Raw genomic sequence first — 17,461 nt, forward strand, 5'->3', positions numbered from 1 at the left:
GTCGGTATTCGACCACATCGCCGAAGACCGGTCTGCGGAACCGGCTTTTGTTCTCATGGTGAGACGTCACATCCCGTACACCCCCTGGGCGCCGTCTACACCCAGCTCTTCCCGGGCCGGGCCGACCGGTTCGTGCTGGACAGCGCGGTCGATCCGGCGCGTGCCTGGCGAGGGATGATCCAGTGGTGGGCGGAGGGCGCCGAGCCCGCGTTCGACCGGTGGACCGAGTGGGCCGCCGCGCGTTCGGAGAAGTACGGCCTGGGCGCCACCCCGAAGGAGGTCGACCGGACCTTCTGGAACCTGGTCGCGCAGGCCGACGAGAAACCCATCGAGGTGGAGGGGCAGCCGGCCACCGGTGATGACATCCGCAGCGGTATGCGCGCGGCGGTCTCCAGCCCGCAGTACGCCACCGAGGGGATGGTGGAGCTGAAGAAGGCCGCGGCCGGCGAGCCCGCCTCCGAGAGGAAGCTCGCGGCGTTCGCCGGATTCGGGGGGACCGAAACAGCAGGCGCCGCCGAGGTGCCGTCCGACAACAGGACGGCGAGCTTCGGGGCCGTCGTGTGCGGTGACAACTCGGCCGCGTGGTCCCGCGACCCCGAGAGCTACCGGCAGGACGCCATCGAGGACAGGGGCCGGTACCCGCTCCACGGCGACTTCACGTCCGGCATCAAGCCCTGTGCGTTCTGGGACAGGTCCGTGGAACCGGCAACCGAGGTGAACAACAAGGTCGGCTCCCTGGTCGTCCAGAACGAGTGGGACTCGCAGACCCCGCTGCCCAGCGGCCGGGCCCCGCACGCAGCCCTGAGGGGCTCGAGAATGCTCACCGTCCTCGGTGGGGAGGGCCATGGTGTCTACCCGAACGGCAATGCGTGCACGGACGGCACGGTCACCGACTACCTGCTCACCGGCAAGCTCCCGGCGAAGGACGTGACCTGCGAGGCGACGGCCGACTCGAACGCGGAGGCGCGGAAGAACCAGAAGCGGGACGCGCTCCCCGGGTCTCCGTTCCCGGAGCGTGCCCCGGACCGCTTCTGAGCCGGGTCGCACGGCTCATTGCCGCATGACCCGCTGAGGATGGGGCGAGGACCTCTTGGCAGGGCCCCGCCCCTCGTGCCGGGCTCGGGACTTCGCCCGGGCATTGTCCCGTAAATGATCTACGACGTATTCGCCGGCCTGCTGATCTCTTCGCCGTCCGGCGAGGCCGAGGTCGTACGGGCGAGCGACGGCCGGCCACCGGAGGAGCGGCGGCCGACGGCGCCGCCCGTGCGAGCCGGCCGGCCGCCCGCCGAACTGCTCCTCCGGCGGGACCGGGTTCACTCCTCGTAGTCCTCGGGGGTGATGCCGGCATCCTCCATGGCTTCTTTCATGTTCCGGCTCTCGTCGTCGCGCTTGTCCTTCGGCTCGTCAGGAGTGGCGACCACTTGGTCGGTCGTCTCCGTCTTCGGCCGGTTCTCCTCGGGAACGGTCATGACGTTGTCCTTTCTTGTCTCGTCGTTCGTCCGACAGGCACGGGCCCCGTTCTCCGCGGAGCCCGTGCCGACGCCCGCACGGCGCCACGCGTCCCGGCGGAGCGCGGCCGAAGCGGTGTCCGGGCCGTCCGAGCCGGAGGTCACCTCTCGGGTGGAGCCGTCCGTGCCGGGGCTCCGTGACCCTCGTAGTCACGTCGGCACGAGACGCACAGTTCGGTGTGGGGCACGGCGAGCATCCGATCCCGGTCGATGGAGGCGCCGCAGGAGACGCAGAAGCCGAAGGTGCCGTCGTCCAGTCGGTGCCGGGCGGCCAGGGCCCGCTCCAGTTGTCGGCGCGTCTCCTCGGCGCGGACACGCGCTTCCGCGACAGCCGCGCGGGTCGAGCCGAGGTCCACCGCATCGAGATCGCAGTCCGCCCACAGTGCCGCGATCTCCCTCTCGGCCGAGTCTTTTCGCCGCCGGAGCGTCTCGATCTTCGCGGTGAGACCGTCGTACAGTCTCTGCTGGTCGCGCAGCGCCTGGTCGGAGGACATTACCTGCTCTTCACGGGGTGCCTGATCCATTCGGGGGGCGGGTTCGGCGGGTTCGGCCGAGGGCCGAGGTTCCTCCGGCATGACGTACTTCCTGTCGACTCGGCTGATGGGCCGGACGTCGCCCTGGCAGGAGGTGTGCAGACGGCGGACGCCCCACAACCGGACCGGTCGATCACGCCCCGAAGTTCGACGCCGAAGGCGTTGGCGGACGAACCGGGCGGGGAAACGTCCGTGAGGTGGTCGGCGCCGTGCAGGCCGAAGGGGGCGTCGGCAGACCCGTCCAGTGACCTGACGGCAGGCGGATCGCCCGGCCGCCGGGAAGTGGTGCCGACGGCGTTGTCGTCCATCCGATGCCTCCTCGGCAGCCGGTACCCGCTACGGCTGCTCGCCCCCGCCGTCCGCCGAAGTCTGTTCGTCCTCCTCGTCTCGTTCTCCCTCCGCCTGCGAAGGAGTGGTCCGGTACAGCTCCGTGAGCTCTTCCTCCTCGGGAGCGCCCTCCGCCTGCGAGGGAGTGGTCCGGTACAGCTCGGTGAGCTCTTCCTCCTCGGGAGCGCCCTCCGCCTGCGAGGGGGTGGTCTCGCTCATCACATCACCCTCTTTCCGGCTTTCGTGGGCCGTGGCCGTGGAGCCGGAAGCCGCCGCCACAGGCTTTCGAGTCCCCCGGGTCCCCCGGGAAAGCGTGCGTCAACCATCCGCGGACGCCCGGTAGCGGCCGGTGGCGTGCGACACCGGACGACGGAGACGCCACCGAACCCGAGACCATCGAGGCCCGGCGCCGACGCCTGCGCGTTTCCGGCGTCGCGGCTGGGAGGCGGCCTACGACTCGGCAGCGGGGCCGCCACGCGCTCCGGCAGTGGTCGGGGTCGACTGTCTCTCCGGCCGGCACGCGAAAATCTGTGGCGCCGGGAGTAGACATTGAGTGGTGATGTGGTTATGGTTTCTCTCGTAGTCGAGATCGAGCAAGGCCCGGCAGAGACGGACCGCCGGGTAGCGGTACACGCAGTTCGCAGGACGGTGCGGTGGTGGAGTTCCGAAGCCAGGGTTGTCGCAGGACGGTGACGGGACTGACGACCGGACCGGGTGGCCCGCAGTGATCAGGGGCCGCCGTGAGCAGGAGCGCAGTACACGCAGTAGCAGTTCCGTAAGTGCGGTTCGCAGTACCAGCGGTGCGGTTGTCAGTGGTTCCTCGGTAAAGGCGTCGGCCGCGGGCGCGCGTACCGGGAGGTCCGGCAGTGGGGTTCCAAGCCAGAGCAGACGCAGGACGGGCGACGGGGCTGGCTGCCGGAGGGTGGCGCTGTGCAGGGCCACCAGTGGTTCGCAGTATCAGCAGTGCGAGCAGTACGCAGTACCCGTTTGGCAAGTGATCGGTTCAGAGGGAAGAACGGAGGACTTCAGCGCCATCAGGATCGCCCGGGCAGATGGCTTGAGCCCGGGTACCGCAGGACATCGATAGTGAGGTGGTCTCCGGTCGAGCAACCGCGATCCCCGCACCCCCGACAGCGTTCAGGCCGGGTCTGCGGAAACAGAGGGCCGGTGCAGTATCAGGGCCGGCAGATGGTGTAGCAGTTCCTTCGGGGCCCTGGTGCCAGTACGGCGCCAGGGCCCCTCCATGCGTTCCACAGAGAGGTGCGATGACAGCGAACGACTCGTTCGGCCGTCTCGACGACGACGACTACCCCGCCTACACCATGGGCCGGGCCGCCGAAATACTCGGCACCACCCAGGGCTTCCTCCGCGCCGTCGGAGAGGCCCGCCTGATCACCCCGCTCCGCTCTCCGGGAGGCCACCGCCGCTACTCCCGCTACCAACTGCGCATCGCCGCCCGCGCCCGGGAACTCGTAGACCAGGGCACCCCCATCGAGGCCGCCTGCCGCATCATCATCCTCGAAGACCAGCTCGAAGAAGCCCAACGCATCAACGCCGAACACCGCCGGACCGCCGCCCCGTCCGATCCGCCCGTGTCCTGAGGCAGGGCGTCCGGGTTCCGGCGGACCCTGCACACGCGTGTCGGGGTACGACGCGCGGGCGGTGTCCGCGTCAGCTGTCATGAGTCATGAGTCATGAGTCATGAGTCGGAAGTCCTCCTTCACCCACGCCTTCGGTGGGCGCGCTTCACTGTGCTGTGCCGCAGGAGTCAGGGCTCGGGTTTCATCGAGCAGGACGGCGGCGCCGCTGACGTGTTCGTGCACAGTGGCCGCTCTTCTTGGAGCGTTGCGCTCCGGGTGGATCAATAGCTACGACCGCGAGGTGAGGATTGAAGGCGCTGTGCCGGGAGTGTTTTTACCGCAGTGGGCGGAATGGAATCACGTAATACGCGCCGGCCTTCGTGGTGTGTTACTGTCGATATCAGTTGCAGACTTGGTTCCCCATTCAAGCGCCTCGAACGGTATTTCCAGCCGTTGGAAGCGCTTTTATATTTCCGGTGATTCCGGGAGGGGTGTTATTGCGGCAGCCTGGTATCCGTATATTGCGGGTCCCGGTGCGCATACTGCCCCAAAGGAGATATGACATGACGTCTGGCACCGTGAAGTGGTTCAACGCGGCAAAGGGTTTCGGTTTCATCGAGCAGGACGGTGGCGGCGCCGACGTGTTCGCCCACTTCTCGAACATCACCGTCCAGGGCTTTTATGAACTGCTCGAAGGTCAGAAGGTCACCTTCGACATCGCGCCGAGCCGGAAGGGCCCGACGGCCGAGAACATCGTTCCCGCCTGACGCCGACGCGCACTCGCAGCGGGGGCGCACCTCCCGGGTGCGGGCACCCCGCTGCGGGCGTTTCCCGCTCTCGGGCTCTCGGGCTCACCCGTGGGACCGCCACCGCCCGTATCCGTACCGGATCCACTGCACCGGATCCACTGCACGTCAGATTTGTTTCCGCATTCCATTCGGCTCGTTCTTGTGATCCCCGCACTTCTCTTGTGCGGCGGTAATTCCTTGATGCAGGCCGTATCAGGGAAGGTTCTGAATGAACCCCGCATCCACGGACAACCACTCCTCCCGCAGTCGGGCCGGCGACCCCGCCTTCGGTGACGGGAAACCGGTGGGCATGGATATCCGCCGCAGGAACAACGTCACCGTCACCGGCCGGGTGGACGGACCGGTGCTCCTGCTGGCGCACGGCTTCGGCTGTGATCAGAACTTGTGGCGCCTGGTGGTTCCCATGCTGGCCGAGAACTTCCGGTTGGTGCTCTTCGACTACGTGGGCTCCGGCCGCTCGGACCCTTCGGCCTGGAGCGAGCAGCGCTACAACTCGCTGGAGGGCTACGCCTCGGACGTCCTGGACGTCTGTGAGGAGCTGGACCTGCGGGATGCGGTCTTCGTGGGGCACTCGGTCAGCGCCATGGTCGGGGTTCTCGCGGCGGCCAAGGCGCCCCAGCGGTTCTCCCGCCTGGTGATGGTGGCTCCGTCGCCCTGCTACATCGACGAGGACGGGTACCGGGGCGGATTCAGCGCGGACGACATCGACGAGCTGTTGGAATCGCTGGAGTCGAACTATCTGGGCTGGTCGGCGGCGATGGCCCCGGTGATCATGGGTAACGCGGACCGGCCCGAACTCGGCCAGGAACTGACCACCTCGTTCTGCGCGACCGACCCGGAGATGGCCCGGGTCTTCGCCCGCACGACGTTCCTGTCCGACAGCCGCGAAGACCTCAAGACGGTCACGGTGCCGACGCTGGTGCTGGAGTGCAGGCAGGACGCGATCGCACCCCGCGAGGTCGGTGCCTACGTCAACGACGCGATCCCGGGCAGCCGCCTGGTCACGCTGGAGGCGACGGGGCACTGTCCGCAACTGAGCGCACCACAGGCCACCGCGGCGGCGATCACCGAATTCATGGAAGGGGCCGGATGATGGGCCGCGGCAGTCAATGCCCGGACGGGGAGCACGACACGGAAGCCACCAACGTGGCCTTCACCGTCCTGCTGGAGGACAGCGCGGAGGAGCTGTACGAGCAGGCACCCTGCGGCTACCTGTCAACGCTGATGGACGGCACCATCGCGAAGATCAACACCACCCTCCTGGAGTGGCTGGGTCTTTCGCGGCAGCAGGTGGTGGGCCGGATGCGGTTCGGCGATCTGCTCACCGTGGGCGGCAAGCTCTACCACGAGACGCACTTCGCCCCGCTCCTGCAAATGAACGGCGAGGTCAGCGGCGTCGCTCTGGACCTCAAAACCACTGACGGGCAACGGATGCCGGTGCTCGTCACCTCGAGGGTGAAGACCAGCGACGACGGCGGACCGATGCTCGTCCGCACCACCGTCTTCGACGCCCGCGACCGCCGTGCCTACGAGATCGAGCTGCTGCGCGGACGCCAGGTGGCCGAAGAAGCGCGCCGACAGGCCGAGGTCGACCGCGAACGGCTTCAGGAAGCCCTCGCCGTCCTGCAGCGGAGCCTGCTGCCCGCCGAGCTGCCCACGGTTCCGGGCCTGGAAGCCGGCTCCTACTACCACACCGCCTCTCCGGACCTTCTCGGCGGGGATTTCTACGACCTGTTCCCCCTCGGTGCGGACCGGTGGGCGTTCTTCCTCGGCGACGTGTGCGGCAAAGGCCCCCAGGCGGCCGCGGTCACCTCGCTGGTCCGCTACACACTGCGGGCGGCCGCCCTGCACGACCCGGACCCCGTCACCGTACTGACCACCCTGAACACCGTGCTGCACGAGCGGTACACCAGCGGCGACCCTCGGTACTGCACCGCCGTCTTCGGCCTCCTGGACCCGGGCAGCGGCCACGTCGGCGTGCACCTGGCCTCCGGCGGCCACCCCTCCGCACTGATCCAGCGTGCCGACGGCACCGCGCACTGCCTCCCCACCCCCGGCGGCATGCTCATCGGCGCCCTGCCCCAGGCACAGTTCACAGCCGCCCGCACCCGGCTGTCCCCCGGAGACACCCTGCTGCTCTACACCGACGGCCTGACCGAAGCCCGCACCGGGCCCAAGCACGAGCTCTACGGCGAGGACGCCCTGCGCGCCTTCGTCTCCGAACAGCCCGCCACGGGGCCCCAGGCCCTCATCACCGCCCTGGCCGGGCTCCTCGACGGCTTCGGCGACGGACTCGACGACGACACGGCGCTGCTCGCCCTCGGCGTGCCCGCCCCGCCTCCCACCCTCACGAGTGAAGACCTGACATGAGCCCGCTGACGATCACTGCCCGAGACGCGGCCACCGGTCCCGTACTGGAGATCACCGGTGACCTCGACTACATGACGGCACCCGAACTCCGTCAGGTCCTGGACCGCCTCACCCTGGCTGCCGGGCAACTGCTGGTACTGGATCTGGCCGGTCTGGAGTTCTGCGACTCCAGCGGCATCACCGCTCTGCTGGTGGCACGCAACCTGGCTACGGAACAGAACGGCGACATGGCCTTGGCCGCAGTCCCCGACAACACCGCCCGGATCCTGCGCATCGCCGGCCTGGACCGGGTCTTCACCCTCCACCCCGACGCATCGACAGCCACCACCCGCAACTCCACGGCCTGCTGATCATCGGGACCCGAGGGGTTGCGGAGCCTGTGCCCGGTAATGCCCGAGCCCTCGATCCGGCCTGTCGAGCAGGGTGGCGCGGACACCGGGCACCGGACACCAGGCAGGCCAGGAGCAGAACCGGGCCGGTGAGGTTCCACGCCCGGTCGTGCGGGGTACTCGGCGGGGGCGCTCGCCGCTCGCTCTCGCTCGAGCGATGAGGGTGCGGGCCGCCCTGGCGGGGAGCGCAAACGGCGACCGAGCCGCCACTTGGGTCCGGAGGCGCTCCCGCGCCGCGTCGGAGGAGGACGAGGATGTCACCCGTGCGGCTCCTGCTGGTCTCCGACACGCACGTGCCGGCGCGCGCCGAGCGACTGCCCCCCGAGCTGTTGGAGGAGACGGAGCGGGCCGACGTCGTGATGCACGCGGGGGACTGGATCGACACCCCCACACTCGACCTGTTGGAGGCACGCTCGCGGCGGCTGATCGGGGTGTTCGGCAACAACGACGGCCCTGAACTGCGCGAGCGGCTGCCCGAGGTGGCCCGGGCGGAGCTGGGAGGCCTGCGGTTCGGCGTCGTTCACGAGACGGGCCCGGCGCGGGGGCGGGAAGCCCGTTGCGCCCAGCGCTTTCCCGACCTGGACGTCCTGGTCTTCGGCCACAGCCACATACCCTGGGACACCAGTGCGCCGGGTGGCCCGCGCCTGCTGAACCCGGGGTCGCCGACGGACCGCAGGCGGCAGCCGTACTGCACGTACATGACGCTCGCCGTGGCGGACGGCGTGCCGGGCGAGGTCACCCTGCACCGACTGCCGAGGCGCTGACCGGCGATCCGCCCGCCGCGCGGCGCAGCCGGTCAGGCGACGTTCACCGTCGGGCCGTACGGCGTGATGGTCGCCACCCGGCCCCGGCCGCAGTGGACGACCCGCTCACCGAGGCCGCGGCGGTCCATCTCCTCGAGGAACGCGCTCAGCGGCGACTTCATCACCGTGTAGTCGTCATAGTGCACGGGAAGTGTGAACCGCGGACCGAGACGCCGGCTGAGTTCCGCTCCCTGCCCGCCGTCCATGGTGACCACGAAACCCCCCGGCAGCCGAGTGCCGCCCAGGTGCAGAACCGCGAGGTCCGTGTCCGGGTAGCGCCTGTGGATCTCCTCCATTCCGTCGAAGAGAAGCGTGTCTCCCGACACGTACACGCGCAGGCGCACCGGCCCGCCCACCGGGCCGAATTCCAGCATGCTCCCCATGACCGGCGGCAGGAGGCCGCGCAGCGGTCCGACGGCGTGGCGTCCGGGCATCGCGGTCAGGCGGACCTGGTGGCCCTCCCTGGAAAGGGTGTGGTGCTGCCAGTCGCGCAGGCCCCTGGCGTGGCGGAAACCCTGAAGGGTCCGGAGCAGTCGCGCCGCGTGCGGGGTGGTGAGGACGGGCAGCGCCCGGTCGAGGTTCCTGCGTGCCACCCGGTCCCAGTGGTCCCCGTGCAGGTGGGAGAGAACGACGGCGTCGAGGTCGGCGGGGAGCTGATCCACGGCGACGGCCGGCTCCTTCAGCCGCCTCGTCAGCAGTCCGTACCCCAGATGCGCGTGCTGCCCGCGGTGCAGGAAGTTCGGGTCGGTGAGCAGGGTCAGGGTTGCGTACCGTACGAGCAGGGTCGCGTTGCCGATGAACTGGACGCGCACCGCCGAGTCGGCCGACGACAGCATCGTGACTCCTCCCGTGTCCGTTCCGCGCTGACCTCCGCGGTTCTTCCTACTGCCAAGTGTGAACCGCGGGTACGGCATCCGCCCTTTCACCGAGCGCACCCCCGCCAGGCAGTTCGCTGTACGTACGTTCCCGCGCATCACGGGGCGGCTCTCCTGCGAACCGCCCGCGCGGGGGGGCCGGGGGGGGGAAGGAAATCCGCGGCGGACGCTCGCGGGGGAGGCTTTTGCCCTGTCCGGCTCGGGACCGTCACCACCGGGGCGCGTTATCGCGTTGCCAACCAGTTTGTTTGAGCGGACAGTTGAGAAATCTCGCACCAGGTCGCACCTGAAGGGCAGCAGAGATGAGAGTGACACTGGCCGTCGATGCCGGGGGCGGAGACGCGGCCGGAGCTTCGGAGGACCTCTACCAGTGGCTTCGCCAGGACCCGGATCTGCGCGTGCTCGTCCGCCGGGAGGTTCCCGCCGCGCCACCGGGCGGAACCATGGGCGCTCTGGGAGAGCTGATCTCCCTGCTGCTCGCTCCCGGCGGTCCGACGGCGGCCCTGGGGGCGGCCGTCGTGGTGTGGCTGCAGGGCCGCCGGGGCAATCAGACCGTCACCCTCAGCCTGCCGGACGGTACCCAGGTCGTGGTGTCCTCGGAGAAGGTGCGCGGCCTGACCGCCGAAGGCGCCGGTGAGCTGGCCGAGCGGGTCGCCGCAGCGCTTCAGCAGGAGCGGAACCCACAGGCGGCGCCGGGCACGCAAAGGCCGGGGGAGACGCAGGAAGCCCAGGGAGCACAGAGCGCCCAGGGAGCACGGGGCATCGCGGAGGACGACGGTCGCGTCGGCCCGTCCGCAGAAGCGGGCTGACCATGGCGGCGGGGGACGTGCAGGATCCACCGGCGAGAGCTGATCTGGCAGCGGCCGGCTGCCACGCGCTGGTGGTCGGGACGGCCGCCCATCCGGGACGGCAACTGCCCGGTCTGCCGTCCGCCCTCCGGTCGGCGCGGGACGTGGCCGAGACCTTGAGCGCGGTGTGCGGCATGGGCGAGAGGGTCACGCTGCTCACCGATCCGACGTCGCCGAGCGACGTCCTGGAGGCACTGGCGGCGGCCATCGGCCGGGCCGAACCCACCGAGCAGCGGTACGAGCGCGGAACCGTCCTCCTCTACTTCGTCGGGCACGGGCTGCGCGGACCCGGCGGGCAGCTCTACCTGGCGACGGCGAGCACCAAGTCCCAGACCGACCTGGCGCACTCCGTTCCCTACACGGAGGTCGAGCGCTACCTGAGCGACGCCGCCGCCGACCCGGTCGTGATCCTCGACTGCTGCTTCGCGGGGAACGCGCGGGAGCCCGGCCGCCCGGCCGCCGCGGACCCGTTCGCCGGTGCCCGGCCCACCGGCAGCTACCTGCTCGCATCGGCGATGCGCGACGCCCTGGCGTACGCCCCGCCGGACGCGGAACACACGCTCTTCAGCGGCCGGCTGCTCAGCCTTCTGCGGGAGGGGGACGCGGGCGGCCCGAAGTGGCTGACGCCGGGCGGCGTCTACCGGCTGCTCGACCAGCGTCTCCAGGGCAGCCCCGCCCGCCCGTACGGCGGGGGCACCGCGCGCATGAGCGAGCTGACCCTCACCGTCAACCGGCGGTACGAGCCACTGCCGGGCCCGCACACCGGACAGCGGGCGGCCGACGCCCCGGATCCGGACGCCACCTGCCCCTACCCCGGAATCCTCCCCTTCCTCCCCGAGCAGCACCGTCTCTTCTTCGGCCGCGAGGAGCTGACCCGGGAGCTGCTGCGCCGCGTCGAACAGGCACGCCCCGGTGAGCCGGTGGTCCTGGTGGGGCCGTCGGGGGTCGGCAAGTCCTCGCTCCTGCGGGCGGGGCTCGGCGTGGCCGCGGAACAGGCGGGGCTCGGTCCCGTACGGCTGGTGTCCGCACCGGGTGAACGGCCCTTCCGCAGGCTCGCCGAGGAGTGGGCGGCAGCGGTGGGCAGGGCCCCCTCCGACGTCGTACGGGATCTGGAACGCGGGAGCTTCAGCCGGCCCGCGGCGACGGGGGCCGGGGCAGGGCAGGCACCGCGTCTCCTCGTCATCGACCAGCTCGAGGAGTACTTCACGCTCTGCTCGGACGAGGCCGAACGCGAGCGGTTCGCCGCCGCCCTCACCGCGGGTGCGGGTGCGGGAGCGGATACGGACGAGGGCGGCACCGGGGACCCGGCGCCCGCTCCGCGTCTCGTCCTGGCCCTGCGCGCCGACTACTACGGCGACGCCCTGAGCGACCCCTCGAGCATCCCTGAGGACCGGTGGGACCAGTTGTTCCCACACCTGACCCACCGCGCGTCCTGCGACTGATTCCAGTCTGCCGGGGCGGAGCATCAGGCACAGCTTTACCGCCCGGCCTCACCCGGGTGGGCCCATGGAGTGACTGTGCCGTCCTTTTGCGATCAGTTCTTCGCGGCGGGGGCACAGTGACTCCCGGCGCTCGGGAGTTTCCGCTCCGTGAGGTAGTCGTCCACGGCGTCGCGTGTGCAGTCACCGCGTCCGTAGACGCTGTGTCCCGCGCCTTCGTACGGCAGCAGGACGGTCGTTCTGCGCGTCTGCCGGTGCACGTTGGCCGCCCACGCGTAGTTGTTCGCCGGATCGTGCAGCGAATGCAGCATGAGGATCTTGGGTGCCTCGGTGAGGCGCAGGCGGTGCCCGCAGGCTGTTCACCTTGTCCGGCCAACCGATGCATCCGGCCACCGCCTCCACGCTCGGTGCCGAGGCTCCGGCGAGTACTCCGGTGAGCGCTCTGAAGAGCGGTTGCATGAAGTCCTTTCCGAGGTCTTGCACGACGGATCGTGGGGTTGCCCCCCCCGGGCCCCGGGTCTTCCCCGGACCTGATGCGGCCCGCTCAGGGGCCGAGCGGTGTGGATCCGACGGGTCTGACGCCACTGCAGGAACCGGCACACCGCCAAGCCGTGGAGAGTCTTGAGACTCACCCCCAGCCTCGGCCGAGCCCGCAGACCGCGCAGTGCCGTGAGCCGACCGCTGATCGTCTTCTTGGTCCGGAAAAAACAGACGGCGCACGTGAGGGGGCAGACCCAGCGCATTCGACCGCGGAGATCCCCCAAGGGCTTCTGCAGGCGGGTTCCTGGACCGAGGCATGCGCGGAAGGTCATGACCGCACGCCTGGCTTGGGGCACCATGATCTTGCACCTCGAGCTCGAACCCCGGCCTCATCCACCGTGCGGCAGTTCCGCGAGCGCCGCAGATCCGAAGAAAGCAGCCATTCATGAGACGACCGCCCTCCCAGGAGCTCCGCGCCATCGTCATCGGAGGCAGTCTGGCCGGCATGCTCGCTGCGGCAGCCGTCCGGGACAGCGTCGACGAGGTCGAAATCCTCGAAGCCCATGAAGTCCCTGAGGGGCCGGAACCGAGGGTGGGCGTGCCCCAGGCCGCGCACTTTCACGTCCTCCTGACCAGCGGTGCCGACGCGATCGACGAGCTGTTACCCGGGACGATCGGGGAACTGATGGGCCAGGGGGCGGTTCGCGTTCCGATGACGACGAACATGGTCCTCCTCTCTCCCGAGGGTTGGTACCGGCGCTGGAAGTCCGACACGCACTACCTGATAGCAGCGAGCCGTGATCTGACCGACTCGGTAGTTCGTCGGCGCGTCCTGGCCGACCCGCGTATCACCCTTCTGCCGCAGGCCAAGGCCATCTCGCTCCTGGGCGACCGGCAAGGGGTCACCGGTGTCCGTGTGCGCAAGGCCGACGGCAGCGAGGTGGAGCGGACCGCACACCTGGTCATCGACGCTTCGGGAAAGGGAACCAATACACCGCGGTGGCTTGCCGAGGACCTGAGGATCAAAGGTCTCGCCACGGAGCGCATCAAGTCCGGGCTCACCTACGCCAGCCGTATGTACCGCGCCCCTGTCCCGACACAGGACTGGCCATTCGTCAGCATTCAAGCGGACCCCCGTGACCTGCGAACGGCCAGGACCGGAGGCATCCTGCCCATCGACGGTGACCGCTGGCACGTCAGTCTGATCGGACCGCGCGGAGCGGCCCCGACAGGAAGTGCCGATGCTTTCGTCCCGTACGCGCGCGGTCTGCGGCACCCTGTTGTGGCGGATCTCCTGCGCCATGCCGAGCCTCTTACCGACGTCACCGTCACCCGCAGCACGGTGAACACCCGCCACTACTACGAGCGCCTCGACGTCTGGCCGGAAGGGCTGGTCGCTCTGGGAGACTCCGTGGCCCACTTCAATCCCGTCTACGGGCATGGGATGTCAGTGGCGGCCCTGGGCGCTCTGGCACTGCGCACCCAACTGGCATCCGGCGGCCTCACCTGTGGTGTTGCCCGCCGAGCGCAGAAGGCCATCGCACGCCCCGTGGAGCCGGCATGGAGCCTGGCAGTCGGACAGGACATCCGTTACCCCGGCGCCCAAGGCAGGCAGGCCGGCCTGGGGGACCGGCTCCTCCAGCGTTACGTCAGCCGGCTCTCGTACACCGCGACCGGTTCGTTCCGCGTGGCTACGGCCATGACGGACGTGCTCACGCTGAAAGCGCCCCCCACGTCCCTGGTGAGCCCCGGCATGCTTGCTGCGGCTGTCTTCGGCCCTCTGCGGACGCAACTTCCGCAGCCGACGTTCACCACGCGGGAGATCGGTCTTCTGCAGGGCTCCACGGGTCGGCGGTGACGGTCATGGCGGGAACCGGGCAGATCGCGTCGGTGGGACAGCAACGGACTCTGTCCCACCGGGAATGCAGACGCGCGAGTCGGCTGCCGGCGTCGTGAACGCCGATCAGGCGTCGAAGGAGACGGCCGGGTGCCGCCTCTGGGCGTCGTCCTTCGAGTCCCGGACGAGGACGGGAGCTGTGGGTTGGTTCTCGTCGAGGCGTTCGCCGTCGAGTGGGGTGTACGCGACCGCATCGGCCCGGGCAAGACGGTATGGGTACGCCGTCCGTGCAGGGACCCGTGGACGTCGATTCGGCCAGGGCGGTCATCCGGTCCGGCATACGATGCGCGCATCACGTGCCGCCCGACGGCCCGGTGCCACGCGTACGCGTAGCGGCTCTTCACTCAGGTCCCAGCTCTCGCGGACCGGGGTGACGTCACCGTCCGGCTCGAACTCGTAGCGCCGGATCCGGCCACCGACATGAAGCGTCACCTGACGGGTCTGGTTCCGGGGCGCGTTCATGGTGCCGAGGGGGGAAGCAGAGCGTCGAGAATCCTGCCCAGGGGAGGACCCAGGGCGTCCGGGGTGGCGTCGCTCAGCGGCTGGAGTCCGACCGTGGAGCGAAGGACCGCCACGCCGATGCCGAGCGCGACGACGAGTTGCGCCGACAGGATCCGTGGGTCCTCCGCGTCCGCCTGCTCACCGTCCGCCGCGTGCAGGATGCGCCGGGCCATGTCATCCAGTGCCCCGGCGCGCAGAGCGTCGATCTCCTCCTCGCCCGAGGAGCGCAGCAGCAACAGCACGGGGTGGTCGCCGGGTGCGGCCCCCTCTTCAGCGGTCAGCCGCAGGGTGAGTGCCCGGAGCAGCGCGGCGCGGTCCCCGGGGAGGCCCCCGGCTTCGTCGAGGAGCCGGGGGGAGGCAGCCAGCGCCGCCTTGAACAACCCTTCCTTCGACCCGAAGTACCGCTTGACGAGTGCCCCGTTGACCCCGGCGTCGGCTGCGATGTCACGCAGTGTGGTGCGCTCGTAGCCCAGGCGCCCGAAACGGCTCCGGGCGGCCTCGAGCAGGGCCGTCCGGGTTGCCGAAGCGTCCCGTCGGCGCTTGCCGGCGACCGGTGCCTCCGGGGTTGCCGCTCCTTCGGCCTCACCGGAGAGCCTGTCACTGCCTTTGGACGACGGCACCGCTCCTCCACCTTCCCTGCGGCCGGTCTTCCCGGGGTGCTGCCAGGGGTTCGGTCACGCCGGCCCCGCTATGTAATCGACTGTTGACATGAGTGCTGTCCGCAGCTGTACGGTACCAAGTAATCGGCTGTTGACTTAATTGTGCGGGAGAGGAAGTAACACGGTGCCCAAGCATGCCCTGCTGGTCATGGACGTCCAGAACGTCATCGTCGAGCGCTACGCGGACCCCGGCTGCATCGGCCGTCTGCAGCAGGCCGTCGAAGCCGCACGGGCCAAGGGGATGCCGGTGATCTATGTCGTGGTCGGCTTCCGTCCGGGCTCTCCCGAGGTCCATCCGCGCAACAAGATGTTCGGCGGCCTCGCCGGCCGTCCGGGAGGCCCCGCCGATCAGGAGGCCAACCGGATCCACGAGGCGGTCGCGCCCCGCCCGCAGGACGTCATCGTCACCAAGCGGCGCGTCAGCGCCTTCGCGGGCAGTGATCTCGACATGGTGCTGCGGGCCGCCGGTGTCGAACACCTCGTCCTTTCGGGCATCGCGACCAGCGGAGTGGTGTTGTCGACCCTGCGGCAGGCGGCCGACCTGGACTACGGCCTCACCGTCCTGTCCGACGCCTGCCAGGACTCCGATGCCGAGGTGCACCGCGTTCTCACGGAGAAGGTCTTCCCGCACCAGGCCGACGTCGTGACCGTCGCCCGATGGGCAAAATCCTGATCACTCCCGCGGACACCGGACGGTTCCGGGCGTCCTGAGCGCCCATGAACACGTGGACCCCACCCAGGGCCCCGGTGCCTCCCGAATCCCCGTGGAAACACTGTCGGTCTCTCGTGAACAGAGCCATTCGCGGCCGAACGGCTCCGGGGGAGCCCTCGGCCCGTGACGGCGCGGCAGAGAGGAGGCCCGCCCCCCCGCCTTCCCGGACCGCGGACACGATCCGTGCCGCCGGAGGTGGATCGAACGGGGGAGACCAGGCACAGTGGGTCGTCGGCCTCCGTCCCGGACCGGGGAAACCGGGTGGCGGAATCCCTGAGGGCTTCGGGGGTACAAGCTTCCTGCTCGGAGTCCGGCGGCCGACGGCGGCCGATCAGGTCCGGAGTGCGGCAGGCCACTTCACGGCCGCCGGCTTGCGGAGCATGGGAACGACCGAACCCGGCCGCTCCCTCGTCCTTTGTCTACACAGGTGGAACATGTCTGGCGTCACAGAAATACCGGAAGACACGCAACTGGACGACCGCGCGGATCTGGACACGGAAGCTCGCGACGCACGCTCACTGCGGTTGAGACGCAGGCTGGAGCGGCTGATCGGTATCGCGGCCACCGAGGGCAACGCGCTGGTCCCGCTCCGCAACGGCGACGAGATCTTCGGCGCGATGCTCGACGCCATCCGGGGTGCCGAGCACACCGTGGACATGATGACCTTCGTCTACTGGCGGGGTGACATCGCGCACAAGTTCGCCGAGGCGCTGGCCGAGCGCGCCCGCGCCGGAGTGCGGGTGCGGCTCATGCTCGACGGCTTCGGCAGCCGGCCCATAGAGAAGGACCAGCTGGACCTCATGGACGAGGCCGGGGTCCACGTGGCCTGGTTCCGTCAGCCGCTCCACCTCTCGCCCTTCAAGCAGAACCACCGCTGCCACCGCAAGGTCCTCGTCGTCGACGAGGCGACCGCCTTCACCGGCGGCGTCGGGATAGCCGAGGAGTGGTGCGGCGACGCGCGCAACGAGAACGAGTGGCGCGACACCCACGTGCAGGTCCGCGGGCCCGCGGTCGACGGCCTCGCCGCCGCCTTCGCCCAGAACTGGGCCGAGTGCCACGACGATCTCTTCGACGACCGCGACCGGTTCGTCGGCAGCGCCCCACAGGGCGACGCCGTCGTCCAGGTCGTGCGCGGCTCCGCCTCCTTCGGCTGGCAGGACATGCAGACCCTGATGCGCGTCGTCCTCGAATCCGCCGAGGAACGCGTCCGCCTCACCACCGCCTACTTCGCCCCCGACGCCTACTTCACCGAGCTGCTCTGCGCCGCCGCCCGGCGCGGGGTGGAGGTCGAGATCCTGCTGCCCGGCCCGCACACCGACAAACGGGTCTGCCAGCTCGCCGGGCAGCGCTACTACGAGGACCTCACCGCCTGCGGAGTGAAGATCTACCAGTACCAGCCGACGATGATGCACGCCAAGGTCGTCACCATCGACCGGATCGCCTCGCTGGTCGGCTCGACCAACTTCAACCGTCGCTCGCTCTCCCACGACGAGGAAGTCATGCTCGCGGTCATGGACCCCGAGTTCACCGCTGCCCTGGACGGGCACTTCGACGAGGACCGGGAGAAGAGCGTGCTGATCGAGCGCGGCCGGTGGAAGCGCCGCGACCTCCTCCAGCGGGCCCGGGAAGCGGCTGTGGTGCCGATCCGCCGCTACCTCTGAGCACACCGATTCCCTTCACCCGGCGCCCCGGCGGCCCCGGCCCTCCGGCGGCCGGAGAGGCCCGTGGTCC

At 69.8% G+C, this 17,461-nt stretch carries 18 protein-coding genes and 1 pseudogene; 13 read left to right on the forward strand and 6 right to left on the reverse strand.

Features of this window, described 5'->3' with window-relative positions:
- Nucleotides 1-84: 84 nt before the first annotated feature.
- Nucleotides 85-1,035: pseudogene (locus ACWZEH_RS26635) on the forward strand (alpha/beta hydrolase); the annotation flags it as partial.
- A 114-nt stretch (nt 1,036-1,149) separates the two neighbouring features.
- Complete coding sequence (locus tag ACWZEH_RS26640) at nt 1,150-1,326, forward strand: hypothetical protein (protein ID WP_456193615.1); 177 nt, start codon at nt 1,150-1,152, stop codon at nt 1,324-1,326.
- Here the strand turns inward: ACWZEH_RS26640 and ACWZEH_RS26645 are convergent.
- From ACWZEH_RS26645 to ACWZEH_RS26655, 3 genes are all read right to left on the reverse strand, one after another.
- Nucleotides 1,314-1,469, reverse strand: a complete 156-nt coding sequence (locus ACWZEH_RS26645; protein ID WP_456193616.1) for a hypothetical protein — start codon at nt 1,467-1,469, stop codon at nt 1,314-1,316. The genes ACWZEH_RS26640 and ACWZEH_RS26645 overlap by 13 nt on opposite strands.
- 140 nt (nt 1,470-1,609) lie before the next feature.
- Nucleotides 1,610-2,002: a TraR/DksA family transcriptional regulator gene (locus tag ACWZEH_RS26650; protein WP_456193617.1), complete on the reverse strand. Its 393-nt coding sequence runs from the start codon at nt 2,000-2,002 to the stop codon at nt 1,610-1,612.
- 375 nt (nt 2,003-2,377) lie between these two features.
- On the reverse strand, nt 2,378-2,587 hold the full coding sequence (locus ACWZEH_RS26655) for a hypothetical protein (RefSeq protein ID WP_456193618.1): 210 nt from the start codon (nt 2,585-2,587) through the stop codon (nt 2,378-2,380).
- A gap of 1,046 nt (nt 2,588-3,633) precedes the next feature.
- Here ACWZEH_RS26655 and ACWZEH_RS26660 point away from each other — a divergent pair.
- The 6 genes from ACWZEH_RS26660 to ACWZEH_RS26685 all read left to right on the forward strand — a co-directional run bounded on the left by ACWZEH_RS26660 (nt 3,634) and on the right by ACWZEH_RS26685 (nt 8,280).
- Nucleotides 3,634-3,969 (forward strand): helix-turn-helix domain-containing protein, encoded by a 336-nt coding sequence (locus ACWZEH_RS26660; RefSeq protein WP_456193619.1) that lies wholly within the window; start codon nt 3,634-3,636, stop codon nt 3,967-3,969.
- A gap of 542 nt (nt 3,970-4,511) precedes the next feature.
- Nucleotides 4,512-4,715 carry a cold-shock protein gene (locus tag ACWZEH_RS26665; RefSeq protein WP_456193620.1) on the forward strand — a complete coding sequence of 68 codons (204 nt, stop codon included), beginning with the start codon at nt 4,512-4,514 and terminating at the stop codon, nt 4,713-4,715.
- Nucleotides 4,716-5,046: 331 nt separating this feature from the next.
- Nucleotides 5,047-5,850, forward strand: coding sequence for an alpha/beta fold hydrolase (locus ACWZEH_RS26670; RefSeq protein ID WP_456199840.1), 804 nt, complete (start codon nt 5,047-5,049; stop codon nt 5,848-5,850).
- Nucleotides 5,847-7,127 (forward strand): SpoIIE family protein phosphatase, encoded by a 1,281-nt coding sequence (locus tag ACWZEH_RS26675; protein WP_456193621.1) that lies wholly within the window; start codon nt 5,847-5,849, stop codon nt 7,125-7,127. Before ACWZEH_RS26670 ends, ACWZEH_RS26675 begins: the two co-directional genes overlap by 4 nt.
- Nucleotides 7,124-7,477 (forward strand): STAS domain-containing protein, encoded by a 354-nt coding sequence (locus ACWZEH_RS26680; RefSeq protein WP_456193622.1) that lies wholly within the window; start codon nt 7,124-7,126, stop codon nt 7,475-7,477. The genes ACWZEH_RS26675 and ACWZEH_RS26680 overlap by 4 nt, the downstream gene beginning before the upstream one ends.
- 302 nt (nt 7,478-7,779) lie before the next feature.
- Nucleotides 7,780-8,280, forward strand: a complete 501-nt coding sequence (locus ACWZEH_RS26685) for a metallophosphoesterase family protein (RefSeq protein WP_456199842.1) — start codon at nt 7,780-7,782, stop codon at nt 8,278-8,280.
- 32 nt (nt 8,281-8,312) lie between these two features.
- On the opposite strand, the gene ACWZEH_RS26690 is transcribed toward ACWZEH_RS26685, so the two are convergent.
- Nucleotides 8,313-9,155, reverse strand: a complete 843-nt coding sequence (locus ACWZEH_RS26690) for an MBL fold metallo-hydrolase (RefSeq protein WP_456193623.1) — start codon at nt 9,153-9,155, stop codon at nt 8,313-8,315.
- Nucleotides 9,156-9,496: 341 nt separating this feature from the next.
- Here ACWZEH_RS26690 and ACWZEH_RS26695 point away from each other — a divergent pair, with 341 nt between their 5' ends.
- Nucleotides 9,497-10,003, forward strand: a complete 507-nt coding sequence (locus ACWZEH_RS26695) for an effector-associated constant component EACC1 (RefSeq protein WP_456193624.1) — start codon at nt 9,497-9,499, stop codon at nt 10,001-10,003.
- 17 nt (nt 10,004-10,020) lie between these two features.
- The gene (locus ACWZEH_RS26700) at nt 10,021-11,484 is read left to right on the forward strand and encodes a caspase, EACC1-associated type (RefSeq protein WP_456193625.1); all 1,464 of its coding nucleotides are present in this window, start codon (nt 10,021-10,023) and stop codon (nt 11,482-11,484) included.
- Nucleotides 11,485-11,576: 92 nt separating this feature from the next.
- Here ACWZEH_RS26700 and ACWZEH_RS26705 read toward each other — a convergent pair whose 3' ends face one another.
- Nucleotides 11,577-11,792, reverse strand: coding sequence for an alpha/beta hydrolase (locus ACWZEH_RS26705; RefSeq protein ID WP_456193626.1), 216 nt, complete (start codon nt 11,790-11,792; stop codon nt 11,577-11,579).
- A 614-nt stretch (nt 11,793-12,406) separates the two neighbouring features.
- On the opposite strand from ACWZEH_RS26705, the gene ACWZEH_RS26710 reads away from it, so the two are divergent.
- Entirely contained in the window at nt 12,407-13,819 is a 1,413-nt protein-coding gene (locus tag ACWZEH_RS26710; RefSeq protein ID WP_456193627.1) for an NAD(P)/FAD-dependent oxidoreductase, read from the forward strand.
- Between the two features lie 497 nt (nt 13,820-14,316).
- Here the strand turns inward: ACWZEH_RS26710 and ACWZEH_RS26715 are convergent, their stop codons facing one another.
- Nucleotides 14,317-14,979 carry a TetR/AcrR family transcriptional regulator gene (locus ACWZEH_RS26715; protein WP_456193628.1) on the reverse strand — a complete coding sequence of 221 codons (663 nt, stop codon included), beginning with the start codon at nt 14,977-14,979 and terminating at the stop codon, nt 14,317-14,319.
- Between the two features lie 163 nt (nt 14,980-15,142).
- Here ACWZEH_RS26715 and ACWZEH_RS26720 point away from each other — a divergent pair, with 163 nt between their 5' ends.
- Together ACWZEH_RS26720 and ACWZEH_RS26725 are read left to right on the forward strand one after the other, a co-directional pair.
- A complete protein-coding gene (locus ACWZEH_RS26720; protein ID WP_456193629.1) occupies nt 15,143-15,691 on the forward strand; it encodes a cysteine hydrolase family protein in 549 nt (182 codons plus the stop codon).
- A 473-nt stretch (nt 15,692-16,164) separates the two neighbouring features.
- Nucleotides 16,165-17,391, forward strand: a complete 1,227-nt coding sequence (locus ACWZEH_RS26725) for a phospholipase D-like domain-containing protein (protein ID WP_456193630.1) — start codon at nt 16,165-16,167, stop codon at nt 17,389-17,391.
- The last annotated feature ends 70 nt before the right edge of the window (nt 17,392-17,461 follow it).

The organism is Streptomyces yamdrokensis, assembly GCF_053890455.1.